This is a genomic window from Kitasatospora sp. NPDC017646 (assembly GCF_044329365.1).
Lineage (GTDB): Bacteria > Actinomycetota > Actinomycetes > Streptomycetales > Streptomycetaceae > Kitasatospora.
In genome coordinates, this window is record NZ_JBIRJC010000022.1 from 85,089 (window position 1) to 105,217 (window position 20,129).

Genomic DNA, 20,129 nt, shown 5'->3' on the forward strand with positions numbered 1-20,129 from the left:
GACCGCGCCGTACGGCTTCACCATAGAGCACCCGATCACCGCCCCGGCGAAGGTCAGCCGATCGTCAGCGCTGAGCGGAACCCTCCGCCGCGAGGTCGCCCGGGTGCATCGGGAAGCCCTTCAGACCCCGCCACGCCAGACTGGCGACCAGCCGCACCGCCTCGTCGCGCGGGATCTCCAGGCCCTGCGACAGCCAGTACCGGGCGGTGATCTGGGCCAGGCCGCAGACGCCGGCGGCCAGCAGCTTGGACTCCGCCTCCGGCAGGTCGGTGTCCTCCTGGATCACCTTGCTGACCAGCGTCGCGCTCGCCTCGGACGCCCGCTCCACCCGCTCGCGCACGGCCGGCTCGTTCGTCAGGTCCGACTCGAACACCAGCCGGAAGGCGCCCGACTCGCTGGAGACGTAGTTGAAGTACGCCTCCATCGTCGCGGCCACCCGCAGCTTGTTGTCGGTGGTCGTGCCCAGCGCCTCGCGGGTCGATTCCACGAGGGCGTCGCAGTGCTTGTCCAGCAGCGCCAGGTAGAGCTCCAGCTTCCCCGGGAAGTGCTGGTACAGCACCGGCTTGCTCACCCCGGCGCGGTCGGCGATGTCGTCCATGGCGGCCGCGTGGTAGCCCTGCGCGACGAACACCTCCTGGGCGGCACCGAGCAGTTGTTCACGGCGGGCGCTTCGCGGCAGGCGGGCACCGCGCGGGCGCTCCTGCGCCTCCTGGATGGCCGTCACGGCGCTCCTCACTTCGGGATTGTTCGGGGCTGGCAAGAGGGCCGATTCTACTTTTCGGTAACCGCGCCCGCGTTCGGCGAAGGCGAGAAAAGCTGTCCGGTCCCCTTGTCAGGAGCCCACAATACGGCGCTGACCTCGGCCTCGGCAGTGGTGCGACGAAGGGATGGGACAGCCGCACCACCCCCGCCGCCCCCGGCCCGGGGCTCACTACCATCGTCCACCATGAGCAGCGCTGAGCAGCAGGTACGTACGGTCGAGGTCCCCGGCGCGGTGCTCGCGGTGCACCGGCCCGCCGAGGCGCCCCGGCTCGCATCCGGCGGTGCCGACGGGCGCGAGCCCGGGCTCTTCGTGCACGGACTCGGTGGCTCGGCCGCCAACTGGACCGCCCTGATGGACCGGCTCTGCGGCCTCGTCGACGGCGAGGCCGTCGACCTGCCCGGCTTCGGCCGCTCCGCCCCGCCCACCGACGGCAACCTCAGCCTCTCCGGCCACGTCCGCGCCGTCATCGGCTACCTGGAGGCCGCCGGACGCGGCCCCGTCCACCTGTTCGGCAACTCGCTCGGCGGCGCCGTCGCCGTCCGCCTCGCCGCGCTGCGCCCCGATCTCGTCCGCACCCTGACCCTGGTCTCGCCCGCCCTGCCCGAACTGCCCCCGCAGCGCACCGCCTGGTCCACCGGCCTGCTCGCCCTGCCCGGCGTTCCCACGCTGCTGCGCCGGCTGCCGGGCGGCCGGCGCGACGCCGAGGCGGCCACCGAGGACCTGCTGCGCCTGGTCTACGGCGACCCGGCCGGTCTGAGCGCGGTCGCCCGGGCCGAGGCGGTGGCCGAGTACCGGCGCCGACTGGAGCTGCCGCACGCCATGCCGGCGCTGATCGGCTCGGCCCGCGGCATCGTCTCCGCGTACACCGAGCGCGGCGAACAGGCGCTGTGGCGCCAGGCAGAGCAGGTGACGGCGCCGGTGCTGCTGGTGTACGGGCTGCGCGACAAGCTGGTCGCCTACCGCTCCGCCCGCCGCGCCTGCGCGGCCTTCGCGGACGCCCGGCTGCTGGTGCTGCCCGAGTCCGGGCACGTGGCGATGATGGAGCACCCCGACGCGGTCGCCCGGTCCGTGTGCGAGCTGCTCGCGTCCACCGCCCGCTGAGGCGGGCGGGGAGACCGCGCACAGCGCCCGCTAACGCCCCGGTCCGGGGCGAGGTCACGGCGGTTCACTCGTTCAGGTGGCGCGCAGGCATGTGAGCGATGGGTGACCGGAAGCCGGTCCTACCGTTCTGCTGCCGGACCGAACAGGTGTGGGGGAGAGCCGCAGACACCGGACCGCTCGGTGGGTGGCGGGCAACAGTACGGGTCCCGGCGTACGCCCCGCGGCTCCGGTAGCCCCTCGGAGGGGATAGCAACCAGAGGAGGTCTTCCGTGCGCGTCGCCCTGCTCACCGAGGGTGCCCGTCCGCATCCCGAGCGTGGTGCCGGAGCCTGGTGCGACCGGCTGGCCGAGGGCCTGCCGGAGCACGAGTTCGAGCTGTACCTGCTGACCGGCCAGGCGGCCGCCCGGCGGGTGTCGCCCGCCTGGCGGGGCGCCCACGACCTGGCGCTGTGGGGCCGCCGCCCGCGCGGCCGGGCCCCCGGGGCGCTGCGCGGACGGCAGTACGCCCGGGCGTACGAGGAACTGGTGCGGGCGCTGGTGCTGCCGGGGGAGCGGGCCGGCTTCGGCGCCGGGCTGTACCGGCTGGCCGCGCTGGCCAGGGAGGACGGGGGCACCCTGCCGACCTTCCTCGCCTCCGCCCACGCCCGGCGCGTCCTGGAACGGACCTGGCGGCTGCCCGGCGCGCAGACCTCGGCCGGACAGCCGCTGGTCCGCGACGTCCTGGTCGCCGCCGACCTGCTGGAGCAGTGCCTGCGCCCGCTGTCCGCGCCCTGGTACGGCACCGCGCCCGGCGGCCTCGGCGCCGCCGACGTGTGCCACGTGGTCGGCGGCGGCCCGGCCGCGCTGCCCGCCCTGGTCGCCCGGCAGCTGCACGGGGTGCCGTTCGTGGTCACCGAACACGGGCCGTACCTGCGCGAGCAGTACCTCGGCCACCGCGAGGCGCCGTACACCTGGCCGGTCCGGGCACTGCTGCTGTCCTTCTTCCGGGCGCTCACCGGGGAGACCTACCGGCAGGCCGCGATACTCACCCCGGGCAGCGCCCACGACCAGCAGTGGCAGCGCCGCTGCGGGGCCGATCCGGCGCGCACCCGGGTGGTGTACGAGGGAACCCCGGCCGTGGACCGCCCGGCGGCCGGACCGGAGCCCCGGCGGCCGACCCTGGTCTGGGCGGGCGCGCTGGAGCCAGGGCGCGACACCGAACTGATGCTGCACGCCTTCGCGCGGGTCCGCGCCGAACTGCCCGCGGCGCGCCTGGTGGTGCACGGCGAGGAGGTGGCGCCCGGCTACCTGGCGCACTGCGCGGCGGTCGCCGAACGGCTGGGGGTGGCCGGGGCGGTGGACTTCGCCGGGCGGCCCGGCTCGCTCGCCGAGGCCTGGCAGGGCGGCACCGTCGCCGTCTTCTCCGCGCTCTCCCAGCGCAGCCCCCGACTGCTCGCCGACGCCATGCTCAGTGGCCGCGCGGTGGTCTCCACCGATGTCGGGGTGGCCCGCGAGGTGGTCGGCCCGACCGGGCTGCTGGTGCCGGCCCGCGATCCGCGGGCCCTGGCCGGGGCCTGCCTGGCCCTGCTGCGCGACGAGGAGCGGCGCTCCCGGCTAGGCCTGGCGGGACGGCTGCGGGCGCAGGAACGCTTCGCCGTCGAACCGGTGATCGGCGCCTTCCGGGAGATCTACCTGGAGCTGGTCTCGCAGCACCCCGCCTTTCCGGAGGGCGGCGGCACCGGCGGGGGCGGCCGGGCGCCGCGCCCCTTCGCCCGCCCCGCGGAGTACTGGCTAGCCGACGGCGCACGCGGCCGGGACGACCGGGACGGCCCGGACGGGCGGCGCGAGGCCGGGGGCGGGGGCGCGGGGGCGCGGCCGCCCGCCGACGGCAGGCACGGACCGCTCGCCGCCCTCCCGGCCGCCGCCGGACCCGGGCCCGAGGTGACGAGACCCGCCGGGCCGGCCCTCGCGGAGGCCGTCTGATGCCCGGCTCCGCGGTCGGCAGCCCCAGCGCCGATCCGGTGCGCGAGGTGATGGCCGAGCACCGGGAGCTGTGCGAGCGCGCCGTCGACCCGCTGGAGATCGCCGCGGGGCTGGAGGAGGCCGGGTTCGGCCCGGAGACCGCCGCGCGCTGTCGGCACGCCGACCTGTTCTCACTGGCGGAGGAGCTGTACGCCCGGGTGCCCCGTCGACCGCCGGTGCCGGCGCCGGAGCCGGCCGCGGAGCGTCGGGGCGGGGCCGCCGGTCGGGCGGCGCTGACCGCTGCCGCACTGGCCGTGCTGCCCTGCGCAGGGGTGGTGGCCTTCGGCGCCCGCTGGCCGGTGATGCTGCCCGCCGCCGTACCCCTGGTGCTGCTGCCCGCGCTGACCTCGCCGTCCCCGGCCGAGCCCGGTCCGGCGCCGTGCGGCCCGGCCCGCCCGGGGGAGCTCGGCCCGGTGCGGGGGCCGGTCGGGCCGGCCGGTTCCCGGTGGCGCCCGGCCGCGCTCGGGCACGGGCTGGGCCTGGCCGCGCTGCTGCTGCTCCCGCTGGCGGCGCCGGGCGCGGACCGGCCGCTGGCCGCCGGGCTGGTGCTCGCCGCCGCGGTGTCGGTGGGCGCGGCGGAGCGGGCGGCCCGCTGGTACCGGCAGGTCGGCCGGGGGCACCTCGGGGCGGCCCGCACGCTGGCCGGGTTCCGTGCCCGGATGCGGCCGGTGCTGCCGGTCGCGGTCGCGCTGCACCTGGCGGTGCTCGCGGTACTGACCTACGCCGCGCTGGCCGTCCTCGCGATCGTCGCGCCGCGCCCCGGACCGGGCCACGGCGGCGGGCTGCTGCACCTGGCCGCCGAGCGGGCCGGCGCCGCGGCGTGGGCGGCGCAGGGCGTGCTGGGCCTGCTGCTGGTGCTGCCCGCGCTGCTGGCGCGCTGCGGCCGGTCGGCGGACGCCGTGCTGGGCGCCGTGGCCGGGCCCGCCGCGGCGGCGGTGCCGCTGGCCCTGGGCCGCCCCTGGCCGTCGGCCGTCCTGCTGGGCGGCGGAGCGGTCGCGGCGGTGCTGCTGGCCCACGGCTGGGCGGTGCTCGGCCGGGCCGGCTCGCACCGTTGAGCCCGGCCCGATGAACCCTGTCAGATCTCGTTCGCTGTTTTTCAGTCCGCCAGGTCGTCCCCGACCTCGCTTCGTGGAAGGACGCCCCCGATGAGGGTGCTGCTGCTGGGCGCCGACGGCTTCATCGGCCGCCGGGTGACCGATCGTCTGCTGATGGACCAGGAGTTGCAGGTGACGGTGCTCGGCCGGCGCGACTCGGCCGACATCCGCTTCGACCTGACCACCGGGAGCCCGGGCGCGCTGGCCCGCTTCCTGGACGCGGTCGCGCCGCAGGTGGTGATCAACTGCGCGGGTGCCACCTACGGCAGCTCGCGCACCCTGATCCGGTCGAACACGCTCGCCGTCGCGACCGTCTGCGAGGCGATCCGGCGCAGCCGGGAGCCGGCCCGGCTGGTGCACGTCGGCTCGGCCGCCGAGTACGGGCCGGTGCCCGGCGGGGTGCCGGTGTCCGAGCAGGCCGAGCCGCGGCCGGTCGGCCCCTACGGGGTGTCCAAGCTGGCCGGGACGGAGCTGGTGCTGGCCTCCGGGCTGGACGCGGCGGTGCTGCGGGTGTTCGACGTGGTGGGTCCGGGGGCGCCGACGGCCTCGCTGTTCGGGCGGCTCGCGGAGGGCCTGCGGCGGGCGCTGGAGCGGGACGAGAACCAGGTCCGGATGCCGGACCTGTCCGGATACCGGGATTTCGTGGACGTGCGGGACGTCGCGCGGGCGATCCAGGCGGCGGCGGTCTCGGCCGCGACCGGGGTGATCAACGTGGGCAGCGGGCACGCGGTGCGGGCCCGGGACGCGGCCCAGCTGCTGGTCCGGGCGTCGGGCTTCGAGGGGGCGATCGTGGAGGAGAACCGGCAGGTCCTGCTGCCCGCGCAGGTCGGCGGGCAGGGCGGCGACCACCTGCCGGGCCATCACCTGCCGGGGCACCGGGTGGAGGAGCGGCGGCCGGAGGGCCGACCCGCCCCGGGCGAGCCGGTGCCGTGGCGGCAGGCGGACGTGCGCACCGCCCGGGACCGTCTCGGCTGGCGGACACAGGTGCCGCTGGAGGAGTCGCTGGGGGACGTCTGGCTGGAGACGGCCTGCCGGGTCTGAGGCCGACCCCGATGGCGCCCCGGGCCCGGAATCAAGGGCCCGGGGCGGCCTCACCGGCCCGGCGGCCGGTTCCACGATCCGGCGCGGCCCGTCTCGCCCATCGGACGAGCTGTCTCGGAATACCGGAGGGACGTGACACTGTTGGCCTAGAGAGCCACCCGCGTGGCGGAGCAACAACCCCGTCCGAGGCTGGCCCTTGGCCACCTGAACAAGACACCCATCGGAGTCCCCGTGTCGTTGCCACCCCTGGTCGAGCCGGCCGACGAGCTCACCGTTGACGAGGTCCGCAGGTACTCCCGCCACCTGATCATCCCGGACGTCGGGATGGCCGGGCAGAAGCGGCTGAAGAACGCCAAGGTGCTGTGCGTCGGCGCCGGCGGCCTCGGCTCGCCCGCGCTGCTGTACCTGGCCGCCGCCGGTGTGGGCACCCTGGGCATCGTCGAGTTCGACGTGGTCGACGAGTCGAACCTCCAGCGCCAGGTCATCCACGGCCAGTCGGACGTCGGCCGCTCCAAGGCGGAGTCGGCCCGCGACTCGGTCAAGGAGATCAACCCGTACGTCGACGTGGTGCTGCACGAGGAGCGCCTCGACAACTCCAACGTGATGGAGATCTTCTCCGGCTACGACCTGATCGTGGACGGCACCGACAACTTCGCGACCCGGTACCTGGTGAACGACGCGGCGGTGCTGCTCGGCAAGCCGTACGTGTGGGGCTCGATCTACCGCTTCGACGGCCAGGCCAGCGTGTTCTGGGCCGAGCACGGCCCCTGCTACCGCTGCCTCTACCCGGAGGCCCCGCCGCCGGGCATGGTCCCGTCCTGCGCCGAGGGCGGCGTGCTGGGCGTGCTGTGCGCGTCCATCGGCTCGATCCAGGTGAACGAGGCGATCAAGCTGCTGGCCGGCATCGGCGACCCGCTGGTCGGCCGGCTGATGATCTACGACGCCCTGGAGATGAACTACCGCCAGGTGAAGGTCCGCAAGGACCCGAACTGCGCCGTCTGCGGCGAGAACCCGACGGTCACCGAGCTGATCGACTACGAGGCCTTCTGCGGCGTCGTGTCGGAGGAGGCGCAGGCCGCCGCCGCCGGTTCGACCATCACCTCGCAGCAGCTCAAGCAGTGGCAGGACGACGAGGAGGACATCTACCTCATCGACGTCCGCGAGCCGGGCGAGTACGAGATCGTCAACATCCCCGGCGCGGTGCTGATCCCGAAGAACGAGTTCCTCATGGGCGACGCCCTGGAGAAGCTGCCGCAGGACAGGAAGATCGTGCTGCACTGCAAGTCGGGCGTCCGCTCGGCCGAGGTGCTGGCCGTGGTCAAGGCCGCGGGCTTCGCCAACGCCGTCCACCTGGGCGGCGGCGTGCTCGGCTGGGTGAGCCAGATCGAGCCGCACAAGCCGGTCTACTAGGTCGCCGGTACACCGGGGAGGGCCCCACCGCTCGGCGGTGGGGCCCTCCTTCGCGCGTCTCAGAGCGCTTGCTTGCGCTGCAGCACGTTGTAGGCGATCCAGCCCGGCAGAACCGGCAGCCAGAAGGTCAGCGCCCGGTAGAGGAAGACCGCCGGGGTGGCGACCGCGGGGGAGACGTCCGCGACGGTCAGCGCACCGATCAGGGCGACCTCCACCGGGCCGATGCCGCCGGGGGTGGGGATCGCCGAGCCGGCCGCGTTGGCGGTCAGGAAGACCACCGCGACGGCCGAGAAGCTGACGTCGCCGCCGAAGGCCTGCACGGAGAAGTCCAGGCAGGCGGTGAAGGAGAGGGTCAGCAGCAGGATGCCGCCGAAACCGGTGACCAGCTTGCTGGGCGTCTGCATCAGGTCGAGCATGCGCGGCACCACGCCGAAGAACAGCGAGCGCAGCCGGCCCAGGACGAAGCGGCGCAGCGGCGCGACCGCGGCCACCACCAGGGCGAGCACCGCGGCGGTCAGCACCCCGATGATCACGGCCCGGGAGGCGGAGAGGTCGCCGTTGGTCTGGCTGCCGGTGATCAGGCCGAAACTGAACAGCAGCAGCAGGTGCCCGGCCAGGCCCGCCAGCTGGGAGGCGCCGACCGAGGCGACCGCCTGGCCGGGCCGGACGCCGGCCTTCTGCAGGTAGCGGGTGTTGAGCGCGATGCCGCCGATCGCGGCCGGTGCGACCAGCTTGACGAAGGAGCCGGCCAGCTGCGCCGCGACGGTGCGCCGGAAGGGCAGCCGCTCGGGAACGAAGCCGGTCAGGCTCATCGCCGCGGCGACGTAGCTGAACGCGGCCGCCAGCAGGGCCGCCGCCGCCCACGCCCAGTTCATCTGGGACAGCTTGAGCTGGGCCGGCTTGATGGTGGTGAGCGCCAGGTAGGCGGCGAAGGTGAGCGCGATCACCATGATCAGGCTCTTGGGCTTCAGCCGCTCCAGCTTGGCCGGCTCCATCGGTGCCTCGGGGGCGATCTGGAGGATCTGCCCGCGGATGCGGCTGAGCAGGTCCTCGCCGGCCGCCGCGATGTCCTCCTCGGCCTGCTGCTGGGTCCGCTCGCCGGCCGCGACCTGCTCCAGCGCCCTGGCCCGGGCGGCGGCCTTGCGCTCCTTGGTGAGCTTGGCGAGGTCGATCCGGGTGGAGCGGCTCATCCCGACCGGCTGGAGCAGCGGCAGCGCCTGGGCGACCCGGTCCGCGCCGAGCACCGCGTTGGCGGTGGCGACGGCCCGCTCGGGGCCGATCCGCAGCGCGAAGGTGGTGAGCAGCTGGGCGACGTCGATGCGCAGCGTCAGGTCGGTGGCGGCGATGTCGCCGCCGGACAGGTTGACCAGGCAGGCCGCCTTGTCGTCCACCACGAGCAGCGACTCGCCGGTCAGCCGGCGGTGGGCGATCCGGCGCTCGTGCAGGGCGGCCACCGAGCTCCACAGCGAGGCCATCACCAGGTCGGTGACCTCCTCGTCGGCGAGCTCGTCGAGGGTCCGGCCCTCGACGTTCTCGTACACCAGGATCGCCGCGTCCGGGCCCAGCTCGGAGGTGGCGACCAGCTGGGGCGCGCGGGCGCCCGAGGCGGCCGCCGCGTACGCGATCAGGGCCTCCTGCTCCAGGGCCTGGCGCAGCGACTGGGGGCTGCGGCGCACCGCGACCGAGCGCAGCCGCAGCCGCCGCCAGGCCCGGTAGAAGAAGCCGGAGGCCTGCTGCTCGCGGTCGATGATGTGGACGTCCAGCGGCGGGCCGTCCTGCTGGGTGACGTGGTAGCGCCGGGTGCCGCCGGGGGCGTCCGGGGCGCGGTGGGCGCCGTCCGGGGTGAAGCCGACCTTGCGCAGGCCGATCATCAGGTGCTGGCCGGTGGGGCGGATGTTGGGGGAGCCGATCGCGTACAGCGTGCCGTACGCGACGGACCAGCCGATCAGCACGGTGAGCATCAGCGACAGCGGGGTGGTGTAGCCGCCGAGCAGCTCGGTGACCCCGCTGAAGACCACCACCACCCACAGGGCCACCCGCCACCGCGGTCTGCTCGACATGCCGACCGCGGTCATGTAGGCGATCACCGGGGCGAGGTAGCCGTGCACCGGGTCGGTGAGAGTGCTGTTGCTGTCCAGCGGCAGCCGGGTCAGTGCCTCGCGGAGGTGCTCCGAGGCGCCCTCGGCCACCCACCAGTCGATGCCCAGCGAGACGCCGTACGCGAGCACCGAGGCGAGCACGCCGTCGGCGACCCGCAGGCCGTCGCGCTTGATCAGCCGCTCGACGGCGAAGGCCAGCGGCACGGCGAGCACCGCGACGCTGGAGACCAGGCCGGTGATGGTGGACAGCACCGCGGAGAAGTGCGGCGCGTTGGTGGCGATGTCCTGCTCGATGCCGCTGGTCGTGGAGGTGGCGATGCCGGCCAGGACGAAGACCGCGACTATCCCGAGGACCCCGGCCAGGAAGCGGATCAGGTCGGACGGGCGGTGCGCGCGGGCGGCGAGCAGCGGCTCGTCGACGTCCAGGTGCGGGGCGTCGTCCAGCGGGTCGTACTCGGTCCGCGGGGCGGGCGGCGCCGGAGCGGGGGGCTGCGGCGGCGACTCGGGGGCCTTCTCGGGCGTGGGGGTCTTGATCGTCAGGTCCTTGATCAGGGAGACTTCCGGCGTCGGCCCGCTCGCGGGCCGCCCTTCGGGCTCGTCACCGGGAGCCGGGGGCACGGCGGAGCCGGACTCGTCGGAGTCCCTGTCCACGCCCACGTCAGCCGTCCCGGTCATCTGGTCTTGTCCTCGTATCACCACTCACCGCCCCGAAGATGGTGGCATGCCCCGACCCCCCGTGCTGGACAGGGGCCGGATCGGGCGCGGCGGGTCGTTCGTCCGGGGCCGCGCGCGCGTCCCTGTAAGGAAGAATGCCGCAGGTGACGGACGTAACAGACGACGGCCTCCCGGACGCCCTACCGCCGTTCGCCGAACTGGTGCTCGATCTGACCGAGCGGATTCCACCCGGCCGGGTGATGACCTACGGCGACGTCGCCGAGTACCTCGGCCAGGGCGGGCCCCGGCAGGTCGGGCGGGTGATGGCCCTGTACGGCGGCTCGGTGCCCTGGTGGCGGGTGATCCGCGCCGACGGGCGCTTCCTGCCCGGGCACGAACACCGCGCCCTCGCCCACTACAGCGAGGAGGGCACCCCGCTGCGCGAACTCGCCGACCCGCCCCGCGTCGACCTCGAACGGGCCCGCTGGGACGGCGGGGAGAATTCACCGAACGCCGCGCACGGTCTGGATTGACGGGGCAGGATCGTAGGCTCGATGCGGGCGGGCCCCGACGGCCCGCCCCGGCCATGCCCCTGCACTACCCCAGGACCATCCGTGAGTGAGCGAAGCGAGCGATCCGTCGAACGGCGCGTGCGGGCGAACGCCCCTGTCGAGCGCGGCGGGGCGGGCGCGTGAGTTCGCCGTACCGGCTCGTGCGCAGCCCGCTCGTCCAGCCCGACCCCCCCGTGCTGGACGCCTACCAGCGCGCCGTGGTCGAGCACACCGGCGGCCCGCTGCTCGTCCTCGCCGGACCGGGCACGGGCAAGACCACCACCCTGGTCGAGGCGGTCGCCCGGCGCGTCCAGGACGGCACCGACCCCGAGCGGATCCTCGTCCTCACCTTCAGCCGCAAGGCCGCCGTGGAACTGCGCGACCGGATGTCCGGCCGGCTCGGCAGCTCGGCCGCCGCCCCGCAGGCCACCACCTTCCACTCCTTCTGCTACGCCCTGCTGCGCGCCCACCAGGACCCGCAGGACTACGCCGAACCGCTGCGGCTGCTCTCCGGCCCCGAGCAGGACGTCATGGTCCGCGAACTGCTGGCCGGCGGCGCCGAGGACGCCAAGCGCGGCAGTACGCGCATCCAGTGGCCGCTCGACCTGCGCGCCTGCCTGACCACCCGCGGCTTCGCCGACGAGGTCCGTGCCGTCCTCGCCCGCAGCCGCGAACTCGGCCTCGGCGAGGCCGAACTCGAACGCTTCGCCCAGGGCGTCCAGCGCCCCGACTGGGCCGCCGCCGCGCACTTCCTCGCCGACTACCTCGACGTCCTCGACCTGCGCGGCGTCCTCGACTACGCCGAACTCGTCCACCGCGCCGTCCTGCTCGCCGAACGCCCCGAGGTCGGCGAACAGCTCCGCGAGCGCTACCAGGTCGTCTTCGTCGACGAGTACCAGGACACCGACCCCTCCCAGGTCCGGCTGCTGCGCCAGCTCGCCGGCGGCGGACGCGACCTGGTCGCCGTCGGCGACCCCGACCAGTCGATCTACGCCTTCCGCGGCGCCGACATCAACGGCATCCTCGACTTCCCCCAGGCCTTCCGCCAGGCCGACGGCGGCCCCGCCGACGTCAAGGTGCTGCGGGTCTCCCGCCGCTCCGGCGCCGTCCTGCTCGCCGCCTCCCGCGAAGTCGCCCGCCGGATGCCGATGGGCCGGCTGCCCGCCGACAAGCTCGCCCAGCACCGCGCCCTGCTGCCCTCCCGCGAAGGCGGCCGGGTCGAGGTCTACACCTACCCCACCCCCGGCGCCGAACTCGACTCGATCGCCGACCTGCTGCGCCGCGCCCACCTGGAGGACGGCGTGCCCTGGGGCGAGATGGCCGTCCTCGTCCGGGCCGGCGCCCGCTCCATCCCCGGCGTGCGCCGGGCCCTGAGCGCGGCCGGCGTCCCGCTGGAGATCGACGGCGACGACCTGCCGCTGCGCGAGGAACCCGCCGTCGCCCAGCTGCTGCTCGCCCTGCGGGTCTGCGCCGAACAGGCCGCCCGCGACAAGCAGGGCGACCCGGACGCCCCCGACCCGCTCACCACCGAGCTGGCACACACCCTGCTGACCGGCCCGCTCGGCGGCCTCGACGGCTCCGACCTGCGCCGCCTCGGCCGCGCCCTGCGCGAGGAGGAACGCGCCGCCCTGCGCGAGGAGGAACGCGCGGCCCTGCGCGCCGACGGCCTCGGAGCCCGTCCGGCCGCCGCCCCGCGCCCGGCCGGCGACCTGATCCGTGAGGCCCTCGCCGAACCCGAGCGCCTGGTCGCCCTCGACCCGGCGACCGCCCGCCGCGCCCGCGACCTCGGCACCCTGCTGCGCAAGGTCCGCGAACGGCTGGCCGGCGGCTGCACCGCCGAGGAAGCCCTCTGGGAACTGTGGGACGGCAGCCGCCGCTGGCGCGAACGCCTGGAGCGGGCCGCCCTGCGCGGCGGCGCCGCCGGCCGCAACGCCGACCGCGACCTGGACGCGCTGTGCGCCCTGTTCGAGACCGCCGCGCGCGCCGAGGAACAGGTCACCGGCCACCGCAGCGCCCTCGACCTGCTCGCCGAACTCGAGGCCCAGGACATCGCCGCCGACACCCTCACCGTCCGCACCGTCCGCCCCGAGGCGGTACGGCTGATGACCGCCCACCGCTCCAAGGGCCTGGAATGGCGCCTGGTCGTCGTCGCCGGCGTCCAGGACGGCCTCTGGCCCGACCTGCGCCGCCGCGGCTCCCTGCTGGAGGCCGACCGGATCGGGCGCGACGGCCTCGCCGAACCGCTCTCCCCGGCCGCCCTGCTCGGCGAGGAACGCCGCCTCTTCTACGTCGCCGCCACCCGCGCCAGGGAACGGCTGATCGTCACCGCCGTCAAGGCCCCCGCCGACGACGGCGACGAACCCTCCCGCTTCCTGCGCGAGCTCTACCGCGAGGACGTCGACCCGCGCACCGGCAAGGTGGTGCGCCGCACCCCGCCGGTCACCGTCGAGGACGTCACCCACCGCCCACGCCGCCCGCTGTCGGTGGCCGCCCTGGTCGCGGAGCTACGCGCCGTCACCGTCGACCCCGCCCGCTCGCCCGAACTGCGCCGCGCCGCCGCCGAACGCCTCGCCGTCCTCGCCGCCGCCGCCGACGAGGACGGCCTCCCCCTGGTGCCCGCCGCCCACCCCGACCGCTGGTGGGGCCTGGACGACCCCACCGCCGCACCCGAGCCGCTGCGCAGCGCCGACGCGCCCGTACGGCTGTCCGGCAGCGGCCTGGAACAGCTGGAGAACTGCTCGCTCCAGTGGTTCCTGGACAAGGAGGTCAGGGCCCGCGGCGTCGGCACCGCCGCCCAGGGCTTCGGCAACGTGGTGCACGCCCTCGCCGACGAGGTCGGCTCCGGCCGCACCCCCGCCGACCTCGCCGTCCTCATGGCCCGCCTGGACACCGTCTGGGACGCCCTCGCCTTCGACGCCCCCTGGAAGTCCCAGCAGGAGAAGACCCAGGCCCGCGCCGCCCTGGAGCGCTTCCTCAACTGGCACGTCCTGGAACGCGGCCGCGACCTCGTCGCCACCGAGCACGGCTTCGACGTCACCCTCGACGTCGGAGGCGTCTCGGTGCGCATCCGCGGCTCCATGGACCGGGTCGAGAAGGACCACGCCGGACGCGCCTACGTGGTCGACTTCAAGACCGGCAAGCAGATCCCCACCGACAAGTCGCTGCCCGAGCACAAGCAGCTCGCCGTCTACCAGCTCGCCGTCCGGGCCGGCGCCCTCAACGAACTGCCCGGCTTCACCGAACGGCCCCCGGCCGCCGGCGGCGCCGAACTCGTCCACCTGCGCGAGGCCGCCGCCAGGACCGCCCCGGACGCCCCCAAGGTGCAGCGGCAGGAGCCGCCCGAGGGCGAACCGTGGATCGAGAACCTGCTCGCCGAGGCCGCCGGCAAGGTCCTCGCCGAACGCTTCGTCCCGCAGACCGGCGGCGGCTGCGACCGCTGCACCTTCCGCCGCAGCTGCTCCGCCCAGCGCGAGGGGGCACAGATGCTGTGACTCGTCCGCTCGCCTCCGGGGCGCTCGGACCCGGTGCCGACGGTCGTCGCTCCGATGCCCTCGTTCCTCGGGTCTCCTCGCTCCTCCCTTTCGGCACCGGCGCGCCCCTTCGGCTCGGGGCGGGTGCTCGTCCGCTCGCCTCCGGGGCGCTCGGACCCGGTGCCGACGGTCGTCGCTCCGATGCCCTCGTTCCTCGGGCCTCCTCGCTCCTCCCTTTCGGCACCGGCGCGCCCCTTCGGCTCGGGGCGGGGAGTAGCCAGGGTCACGGCGGACAGGCGTCCGGAGTGTCCGCCGCGCCCGTTAACGTTGCGGGGTGACCGCCGTGCTCAGCCATCCCGACCAGCTCAAGGAGCTGCTGGGCATCCCGTTCAACCGGGAACAGATGGCGGCCATCGGCGCCCCCCTCGCCCCGGCCGTCATCGTGGCCGGCGCCGGCTCCGGCAAGACCACCGTGATGGCCGCCCGGGTCGTCTGGCTGGTCGGCTCCGGCGCCGTACGCCCCGAGGAGGTGCTCGGCCTCACCTTCACCAACAAGGCCGCCGGTGAACTCGCCGAACGCGTCCGCACCGCCCTGGCGCGCGCCGGCGTCGCCGACCGGGACGACACCGAACCGCTCGGCGAACCCGAGATCTCCACCTACCACGCCTTCGCCGGCCGCCTGCTCAAGGAACACGGCCTGCGCGTCGGCATCGAGCCGGACGTCCGGCTGCTCGCCGACGCCACCCGCTTCCAGCTCGCCGCCAAGGTGCTGCGCACCGCCCGCGGCCCCTTCCCCGCCCTCACCGGCACCTTGGCCAACCTGGTCGCCGACCTGACCGCCCTGGACGGCGAGCTCGCCGAACACCTGGTCGAACCCGCCGCGTTGCGCGCCCACGACGAGGAACTGCTCGACACCCTCGCCACCGTCAAGCTAAGCAACGACGACCTGCGGGCCGTCCCCGCCACCGCCCGCGCCCGGCTGGAACTGCTGCGCCTGGTCGAGGACTACCGCCGGCGCAAGCAGAGCGCCGGACTGATGGACTTCGGCGACCAGATAGCCGCCGCCGCCCGCCTCGCCCAGCAGCGCCCCGAGGTCGGCGCCCTGCTGCGCGGCCAGTTCCGGGTCGTCCTGCTGGACGAGTACCAGGACACCTCCGTCGCCCAGCGGCTCATGCTCGCCGGCCTCTTCGGCGCCGGCCCGGACGGCACCGGCGGCGGCCACCCGGTGACCGCCGTCGGTGACCCGTGCCAGGCCATCTACGGCTGGCGCGGCGCCTCCGTCGCCAACCTCGACGACTTCCCCCGGCACTTCCCGAAGGCCGGCGGCCGCCCCGCCGACCGCTACGCGCTCAGCGAGAACCGCCGCAGCGGCGGGCGCCTGCTCGCCTTCGCCAACGAACTCGCCGCCCCGCTGCGCGCCATGCACGAGGGCGTCGAGGCGCTGCGCCCGGCCCCCGGCGCCGAACAGGACGGCTACGTGCGGGCCGCGCTGCTGCCCACCCACGCCGAGGAGGTCGACTGGCTCGCCGACTCGATCGCCCACCTGGTGCGCACCGGCACCGCGCCCGGCCGGATCGCCGTGCTGTGCCGGGGCGGCGCGGCCTTCCCGGACATCCACGCCGCGCTCGTCGCCCGCGAGGTGCCGGTCGAGGTGGTGGGCCTGGGCGGGCTGCTGCACCTGCCCGAGGTGGCCGACCTGGTGGCGGTCTGCGAGGTGCTCCAGGACCCGACCGCCAACGCCGCCCTGGTGCGCCTGCTGGTCGGCCCGCGCTGGCGGATCGGCCCGCGTGACCTCGCCCTGCTCGGCCGCCGGGCCGCCGAACTGGTGCGCACCGAGCGGCCCGAGGGCGTGGAGGCGCTGGCCGCGGCCGTCGCCGAGGCCGACCCGACGGAGGTGGTCTCGCTGGCCGACGCGGTGGAGACCTTCCTCGACGCGGACCAGGTCGACGACCTGCCGTTCTCCGCCGAGGCCAGGGTGCGCTTCGCCCGGCTCGCCGCCGAGCTGCGCGAACTGCGCCGCTCGCTCGCCGACCCGCTGATGGACGTGCTGCACCGGGTGCTGACCGTCACCGGCCTGGAGGTCGAACTCGCCGCCTCCCCGCAGGCGCTGGCCGCCCGGCGGCGGGAGACCCTGCACGCCTTCCTGGACGTCGCCGCCTCCTTCGCCGACCTGGACGGCGACCCGGGCCTGGCCGCCTTCCTCGGCTTCCTGCGCGCCGCCCAGGAGTACGAGCGCGGCCTCGACAGCAGCCTGCCCGGCGGCGAGGACACCGTGAAGGTGCTCACCGCGCACAAGTCCAAGGGCCTGGAGTGGGACGTGGTCGCCGTCCCCGGCCTGGTGAGGGGCGCCTTCCCGTCCGGCTCCGCGCGCGAACGCTGGACCAGCACCAAGCGGGTGCTCCCGCACGCGCTGCGCGGCGACGCCGCGACCCTGCCCGACGTGCGCGGCGGCTGGACCGGCAAGTCGATGGCCGCGTTCAAGAAGGAGCTGGCCGAGCACTCCGGCACCGAGGAACTGCGCCTGGGCTACGTCGCCTTCACCCGCCCCCGCTCCCTGCTGCTGGCCTCCGGGCACTGGTGGGGGCCGAGCCAGAAGACCGTCCGCGGCCCGTCCGCCTTCCTGGAGCAGCTGCGCGCGCACTGCGAGCGGCCCGGCGCCGGCGAGGTCGAGCACTGGGCCGAGCAGCCGGAGAAGGGCGCCGTGAACCCGGCCCTGGCCGCCGCCGTCGAACGCCCCTGGCCGCTGCCGCTGGACCCGGACGCCCAGCACGCCCGCCGTCGGGTCGCCGAGGTCGTGCGCTCCCGCGTCGGGGGAGCCCCGGCCCCCGAACCGGAACCGATGGCCGTCGAGGACCAGCGCCAGGTCGCCTCCTGGGATCGCGATCTGACCGCGCTGCTGGGCGAGTTGGAGCGCTCCCGGCGCACCGCTCGGGAGGTGCCGCTGCCGCCCGCGCTGTCCGCGACCCAGCTGCTGCGGCTGGCCGCCGACCCGGACGGCTTCGCCCGCGACCTCGCCCGTCCGATGCCCCGCCCCCCGCAGCCCGCGGCCCGGCGCGGCACCCGCTTCCACGCCTGGGTGCAGTCCCGGATCGAGCCGCTGCTGCTGATCGAGCCCGGCGCGCTGCCCGGCGCCGACGACGACGGCATCGAGGACGAGCAGGACCTGGAGCGGCTCAAGGAGGCGTTCCTGCGCACCCCGTACGCCCGGCGCCGGCCCCACCGGGTCGAGGCGCCGTTCCAACTGGTGCTGGCGGGGCGGGTGGTGCGCGGCCGGATCGACGCGGTCTACCGGGACGGTGAGGGGGTGACGGAATCCGGTGGTGTGTCACGCTACGAAGTGGTGGACTGGAAGACCCACCGCGAGGAGACGGCCGACCCGTTGCAGCTCGCGGTCTACCGGCTCGCCTGGGCGGAGCAGGCGGGCGTCGATCCCGAGCAGGTCACGGCTTCGTTCCTGTACGTCCGCAGCGGACGGATCGTGCGTCCGGAAGGACTTCCCGACCGAAAAGAGTTGGAACGGCTTCTGATCGGGAACAGTGACTAATGAGTCACGCAGAGCATCCAAGTCATCACGCCGACGCCCGAAACCTGTGCGTCGTGCACGTTTCGTGCCTATTGTGGGGTCGGTAACCGGTCAACCCCCGTGCTCCGGCCGCCAGCGAGGCCCGCATTCCCTGACCCTCAGTCATCACCGCAGGTGCCCCCGGGCACCGGCGTCTTCTGCTGGAGAGACCGAAGTTGAGCGCGACCGGATGGATCACAGAGCGGTTCACCGGGCCGACCCCGGGACCCGCTCCGGGCACGACCGGCACCTGGCCGAGGACGGCGCTCGCGCTGCCCTTCATCGGCATGGCGCTGATCGTCGTCCTCGACCACCTCAGCGGTACCGCGGTGACGGTCGAACCCGCCCTCACCGCCGTACCCGCGCTGGCCGCCGTGGTCAGCCACCGCACCTGGTACCCGCTCGCCATCGGCCTGTGCACCGAGGCGGCGGCCTTCCTGATGGCCTTCCGCGGCGACGCGCTCGGCGAGTCCGTGCACGCCGCCAGCGTCATCGCGATCCTGCTGGTCGCCGCGATCGGCTGGGTCAGCGCCACCCTGAGACTGCGCCAGGAACGCGCCCTGGCCGACGCCCAGCTGGTCGCCTCGATCGCCCGCCGGGTGCTGCTGCGGCCCGTCCCCGACCGGGTCGGCAGCGTGCGCGCCGCCGTCCACTACGAGGCCGCCGCCGCCCACGCCCGGATCGGCGGCGACCTGTACGAGGTCGTCAACACCCGGCACGGCGTCCGGGCCGTGGTCGGCGACGTGCGCGGCAAGGGCCTCGGCGCGGTCGAGACCGCCGCCGCCGTCCTCGGCGCCTTCCGCGAGGCCGCCCACCAGGAACCCGCCCTCGACCGGGTGGCCGGCTGGCTCGCCGTCAGCCTCGACCGCGCGCTGCACGAGAACGACCACCCCGGCGTGGAGGAGGAGTTCGTCACCCTCGTCCTGATCGGGGTGCGGTCCGACGGCACCGCCGAACTCGTCAACTGCGGCCACCCCTCGCCGCTGCTGCTGCGCGGCGGCCGGGTCCGCCCGCTCGAACTCGCCGAAACCGTACCGCCCTTGGGCGTCCTCGATCCGGCCGACGTCCACCCCCCGGTGCACCGGGTCCCGCTGCACGGCGACGACCGGGTGCTGCTGTTCACCGACGGGGTGATCGAGGCCCGCGACCGGTCCGGCGCCTTCTACCCGCTCGCCGAACGCTTCCCGCGCTGCGCCGACGGCCGCCCCGCCGACGTCCTCCAGCGCCTGCACGAGGACGTGGTGCGCCACGTCGGCCGCCAGCTCGGCGACGACGCCGCCATGCTGCTCCTGCAGTACGACCCGACCCCGCCCGCCCTCGCCCACCTGCCGCAGCAGGCGGGCGTCCTGACGAACAGCTAGGCGCTACAGCGAGACCCGCACCAGCAGCGGCCGGTGGTCCGACACCGCGGCGCGCGGCGCCGCCGCCGGGCCCACCGCCGCGCGCGGCACCCCCACCGCCAGCACGTGGTCGAACTGCACCGCCGGCCGGTGCGAGGGGTAGGTCGGCGTGCGCGCCAGGTCGTACCAGCCCTGCAGCCGGGCCCGCGGCTCGCGCATCCGCCGCCGGCGCGGCTCGGCCGCCGCCGGCCGGGCCCGCCGGGCCGCCCGCAGCTCCCGCACCCGCACCCGCGGCGCGGTGCGCTCCAGCGCCGTCGCCCCGCCGAGCACCGTGCGCGGCACCGCGCCGACCAGGTTGAAGTCGCCCAGCACCAGGTACGGCTGCGGCAGGTCGGCGATCCAGCGCCGGATCCCGGCCAGCTGCGCCATGTTCCAGCCCGGCACGAAGGACAGGTGCGCGGCGACCACCGTGAACGGCCCGCGCTCACCCTCCAGCACCGCCGCCAGCGCCGCCCGTGGCTCGTCCGGCACCGGGGTCAGTCCGCGCCGCCCGGCCACCCGCAGCGGCAGCCCGAACGGCGCCGGGGCGAAGCGCCGGGCCCGCCAGTGCCGCACCGGCAGCCGGGTCAGCAGCGCCGTCCCGTACGAGGGCGGGGCGCCGTCGCCGACCTCCCCCGGCCCGTACACCCGCAGGCCGTTCGGCCCGGACGGCTCCGGGACCCAGCCGGCCACCGGCGCCGGGCGCCCGTGCAGCGCGGCGGCGAAGCGCCAGTCGCCCGCGCCCATCGCCTCGGCCGCCACCGCCGCCTGGTCGGTGCCGCCCGAGCGCTCCTGGTGCCGGTCCACCTCCTGGAGGGCCAGCACGTCGGCGTCCAGTGCGGCGATCGCCCCGGCCAACGGAGCCCCCGCCTCGACCGGGTAGGGCCGCGGCGCGCCGTCCGGGGCGAGCGGCTGACCGTGCAACAGGTTGAAGGTGGCGATGCGCAACTGGCTCACACCGCACGACGGTACCCGAGGGGGCGCGGCTTGAGGCCGTAGGGCATA

12 protein-coding genes are annotated in these 20,129 nt (G+C 75.4%); 9 read left to right on the forward strand and 3 right to left on the reverse strand.

Features of this window, described 5'->3' with window-relative positions:
- Window positions 1–64: 64 nt before the first annotated feature.
- A complete protein-coding gene (locus tag ACH4J0_RS28855; protein ID WP_396243544.1) occupies window positions 65–724 on the reverse strand; it encodes a TetR/AcrR family transcriptional regulator in 660 nt (219 codons plus the stop codon).
- 222 nt (window positions 725–946) lie between these two features.
- Here ACH4J0_RS28855 and ACH4J0_RS28860 point away from each other — a divergent pair, with 222 nt between their 5' ends.
- The 5 genes from ACH4J0_RS28860 (at window position 947) to moeZ (ending at window position 7,409) form a co-directional block, all read left to right on the forward strand.
- Window positions 947–1,864, forward strand: coding sequence for an alpha/beta fold hydrolase (locus ACH4J0_RS28860; RefSeq protein WP_396243545.1), 918 nt, complete (start codon window positions 947–949; stop codon window positions 1,862–1,864).
- Window positions 1,865–2,133: 269 nt separating this feature from the next.
- Window positions 2,134–3,825, forward strand: a complete 1,692-nt coding sequence (locus ACH4J0_RS28865) for a DUF3492 domain-containing protein (RefSeq protein WP_396243546.1) — start codon at window positions 2,134–2,136, stop codon at window positions 3,823–3,825.
- Entirely contained in the window at window positions 3,825–4,919 is a 1,095-nt protein-coding gene (locus ACH4J0_RS28870) for a hypothetical protein (RefSeq protein WP_396243547.1), read from the forward strand. The genes ACH4J0_RS28865 and ACH4J0_RS28870 overlap by 1 nt, the downstream gene beginning before the upstream one ends.
- Window positions 4,920–5,009: 90 nt before the next feature.
- Entirely contained in the window at window positions 5,010–5,999 is a 990-nt protein-coding gene (locus tag ACH4J0_RS28875) for an NAD-dependent epimerase/dehydratase family protein (RefSeq protein WP_396243548.1), read from the forward strand.
- Between the two features lie 231 nt (window positions 6,000–6,230).
- Window positions 6,231–7,409 (forward strand): adenylyltransferase/sulfurtransferase MoeZ, encoded by a 1,179-nt coding sequence (moeZ, locus tag ACH4J0_RS28880; RefSeq protein ID WP_396243549.1) that lies wholly within the window; start codon window positions 6,231–6,233, stop codon window positions 7,407–7,409.
- A 59-nt stretch (window positions 7,410–7,468) separates the two neighbouring features.
- On the opposite strand, the gene ACH4J0_RS28885 is transcribed toward moeZ, so the two are convergent.
- Entirely contained in the window at window positions 7,469–10,183 is a 2,715-nt protein-coding gene (locus tag ACH4J0_RS28885) for a flippase-like domain-containing protein (protein WP_396243550.1), read from the reverse strand.
- Between the two features lie 134 nt (window positions 10,184–10,317).
- On the opposite strand from ACH4J0_RS28885, the gene ACH4J0_RS28890 reads away from it, so the two are divergent.
- The 4 genes from ACH4J0_RS28890 to ACH4J0_RS28905 all read left to right on the forward strand — a co-directional run bounded on the left by ACH4J0_RS28890 (window position 10,318) and on the right by ACH4J0_RS28905 (window position 19,106).
- Window positions 10,318–10,695 (forward strand): MGMT family protein, encoded by a 378-nt coding sequence (locus ACH4J0_RS28890; protein ID WP_396243551.1) that lies wholly within the window; start codon window positions 10,318–10,320, stop codon window positions 10,693–10,695.
- Between the two features lie 158 nt (window positions 10,696–10,853).
- Entirely contained in the window at window positions 10,854–14,204 is a 3,351-nt protein-coding gene (locus tag ACH4J0_RS28895; RefSeq protein WP_396243552.1) for an ATP-dependent helicase, read from the forward strand.
- Between the two features lie 313 nt (window positions 14,205–14,517).
- Window positions 14,518–17,727, forward strand: a complete 3,210-nt coding sequence (locus ACH4J0_RS28900) for a UvrD-helicase domain-containing protein (protein WP_396243553.1) — start codon at window positions 14,518–14,520, stop codon at window positions 17,725–17,727.
- Between the two features lie 194 nt (window positions 17,728–17,921).
- Entirely contained in the window at window positions 17,922–19,106 is a 1,185-nt protein-coding gene (locus tag ACH4J0_RS28905) for a PP2C family protein-serine/threonine phosphatase (protein ID WP_396243554.1), read from the forward strand.
- Between the two features lie 3 nt (window positions 19,107–19,109).
- Here ACH4J0_RS28905 and ACH4J0_RS28910 read toward each other — a convergent pair whose 3' ends face one another.
- Complete coding sequence (locus ACH4J0_RS28910; protein WP_396243555.1) at window positions 19,110–20,081, reverse strand: endonuclease/exonuclease/phosphatase family protein; 972 nt, start codon at window positions 20,079–20,081, stop codon at window positions 19,110–19,112.
- Window positions 20,082–20,129: the final 48 nt, after the last annotated feature.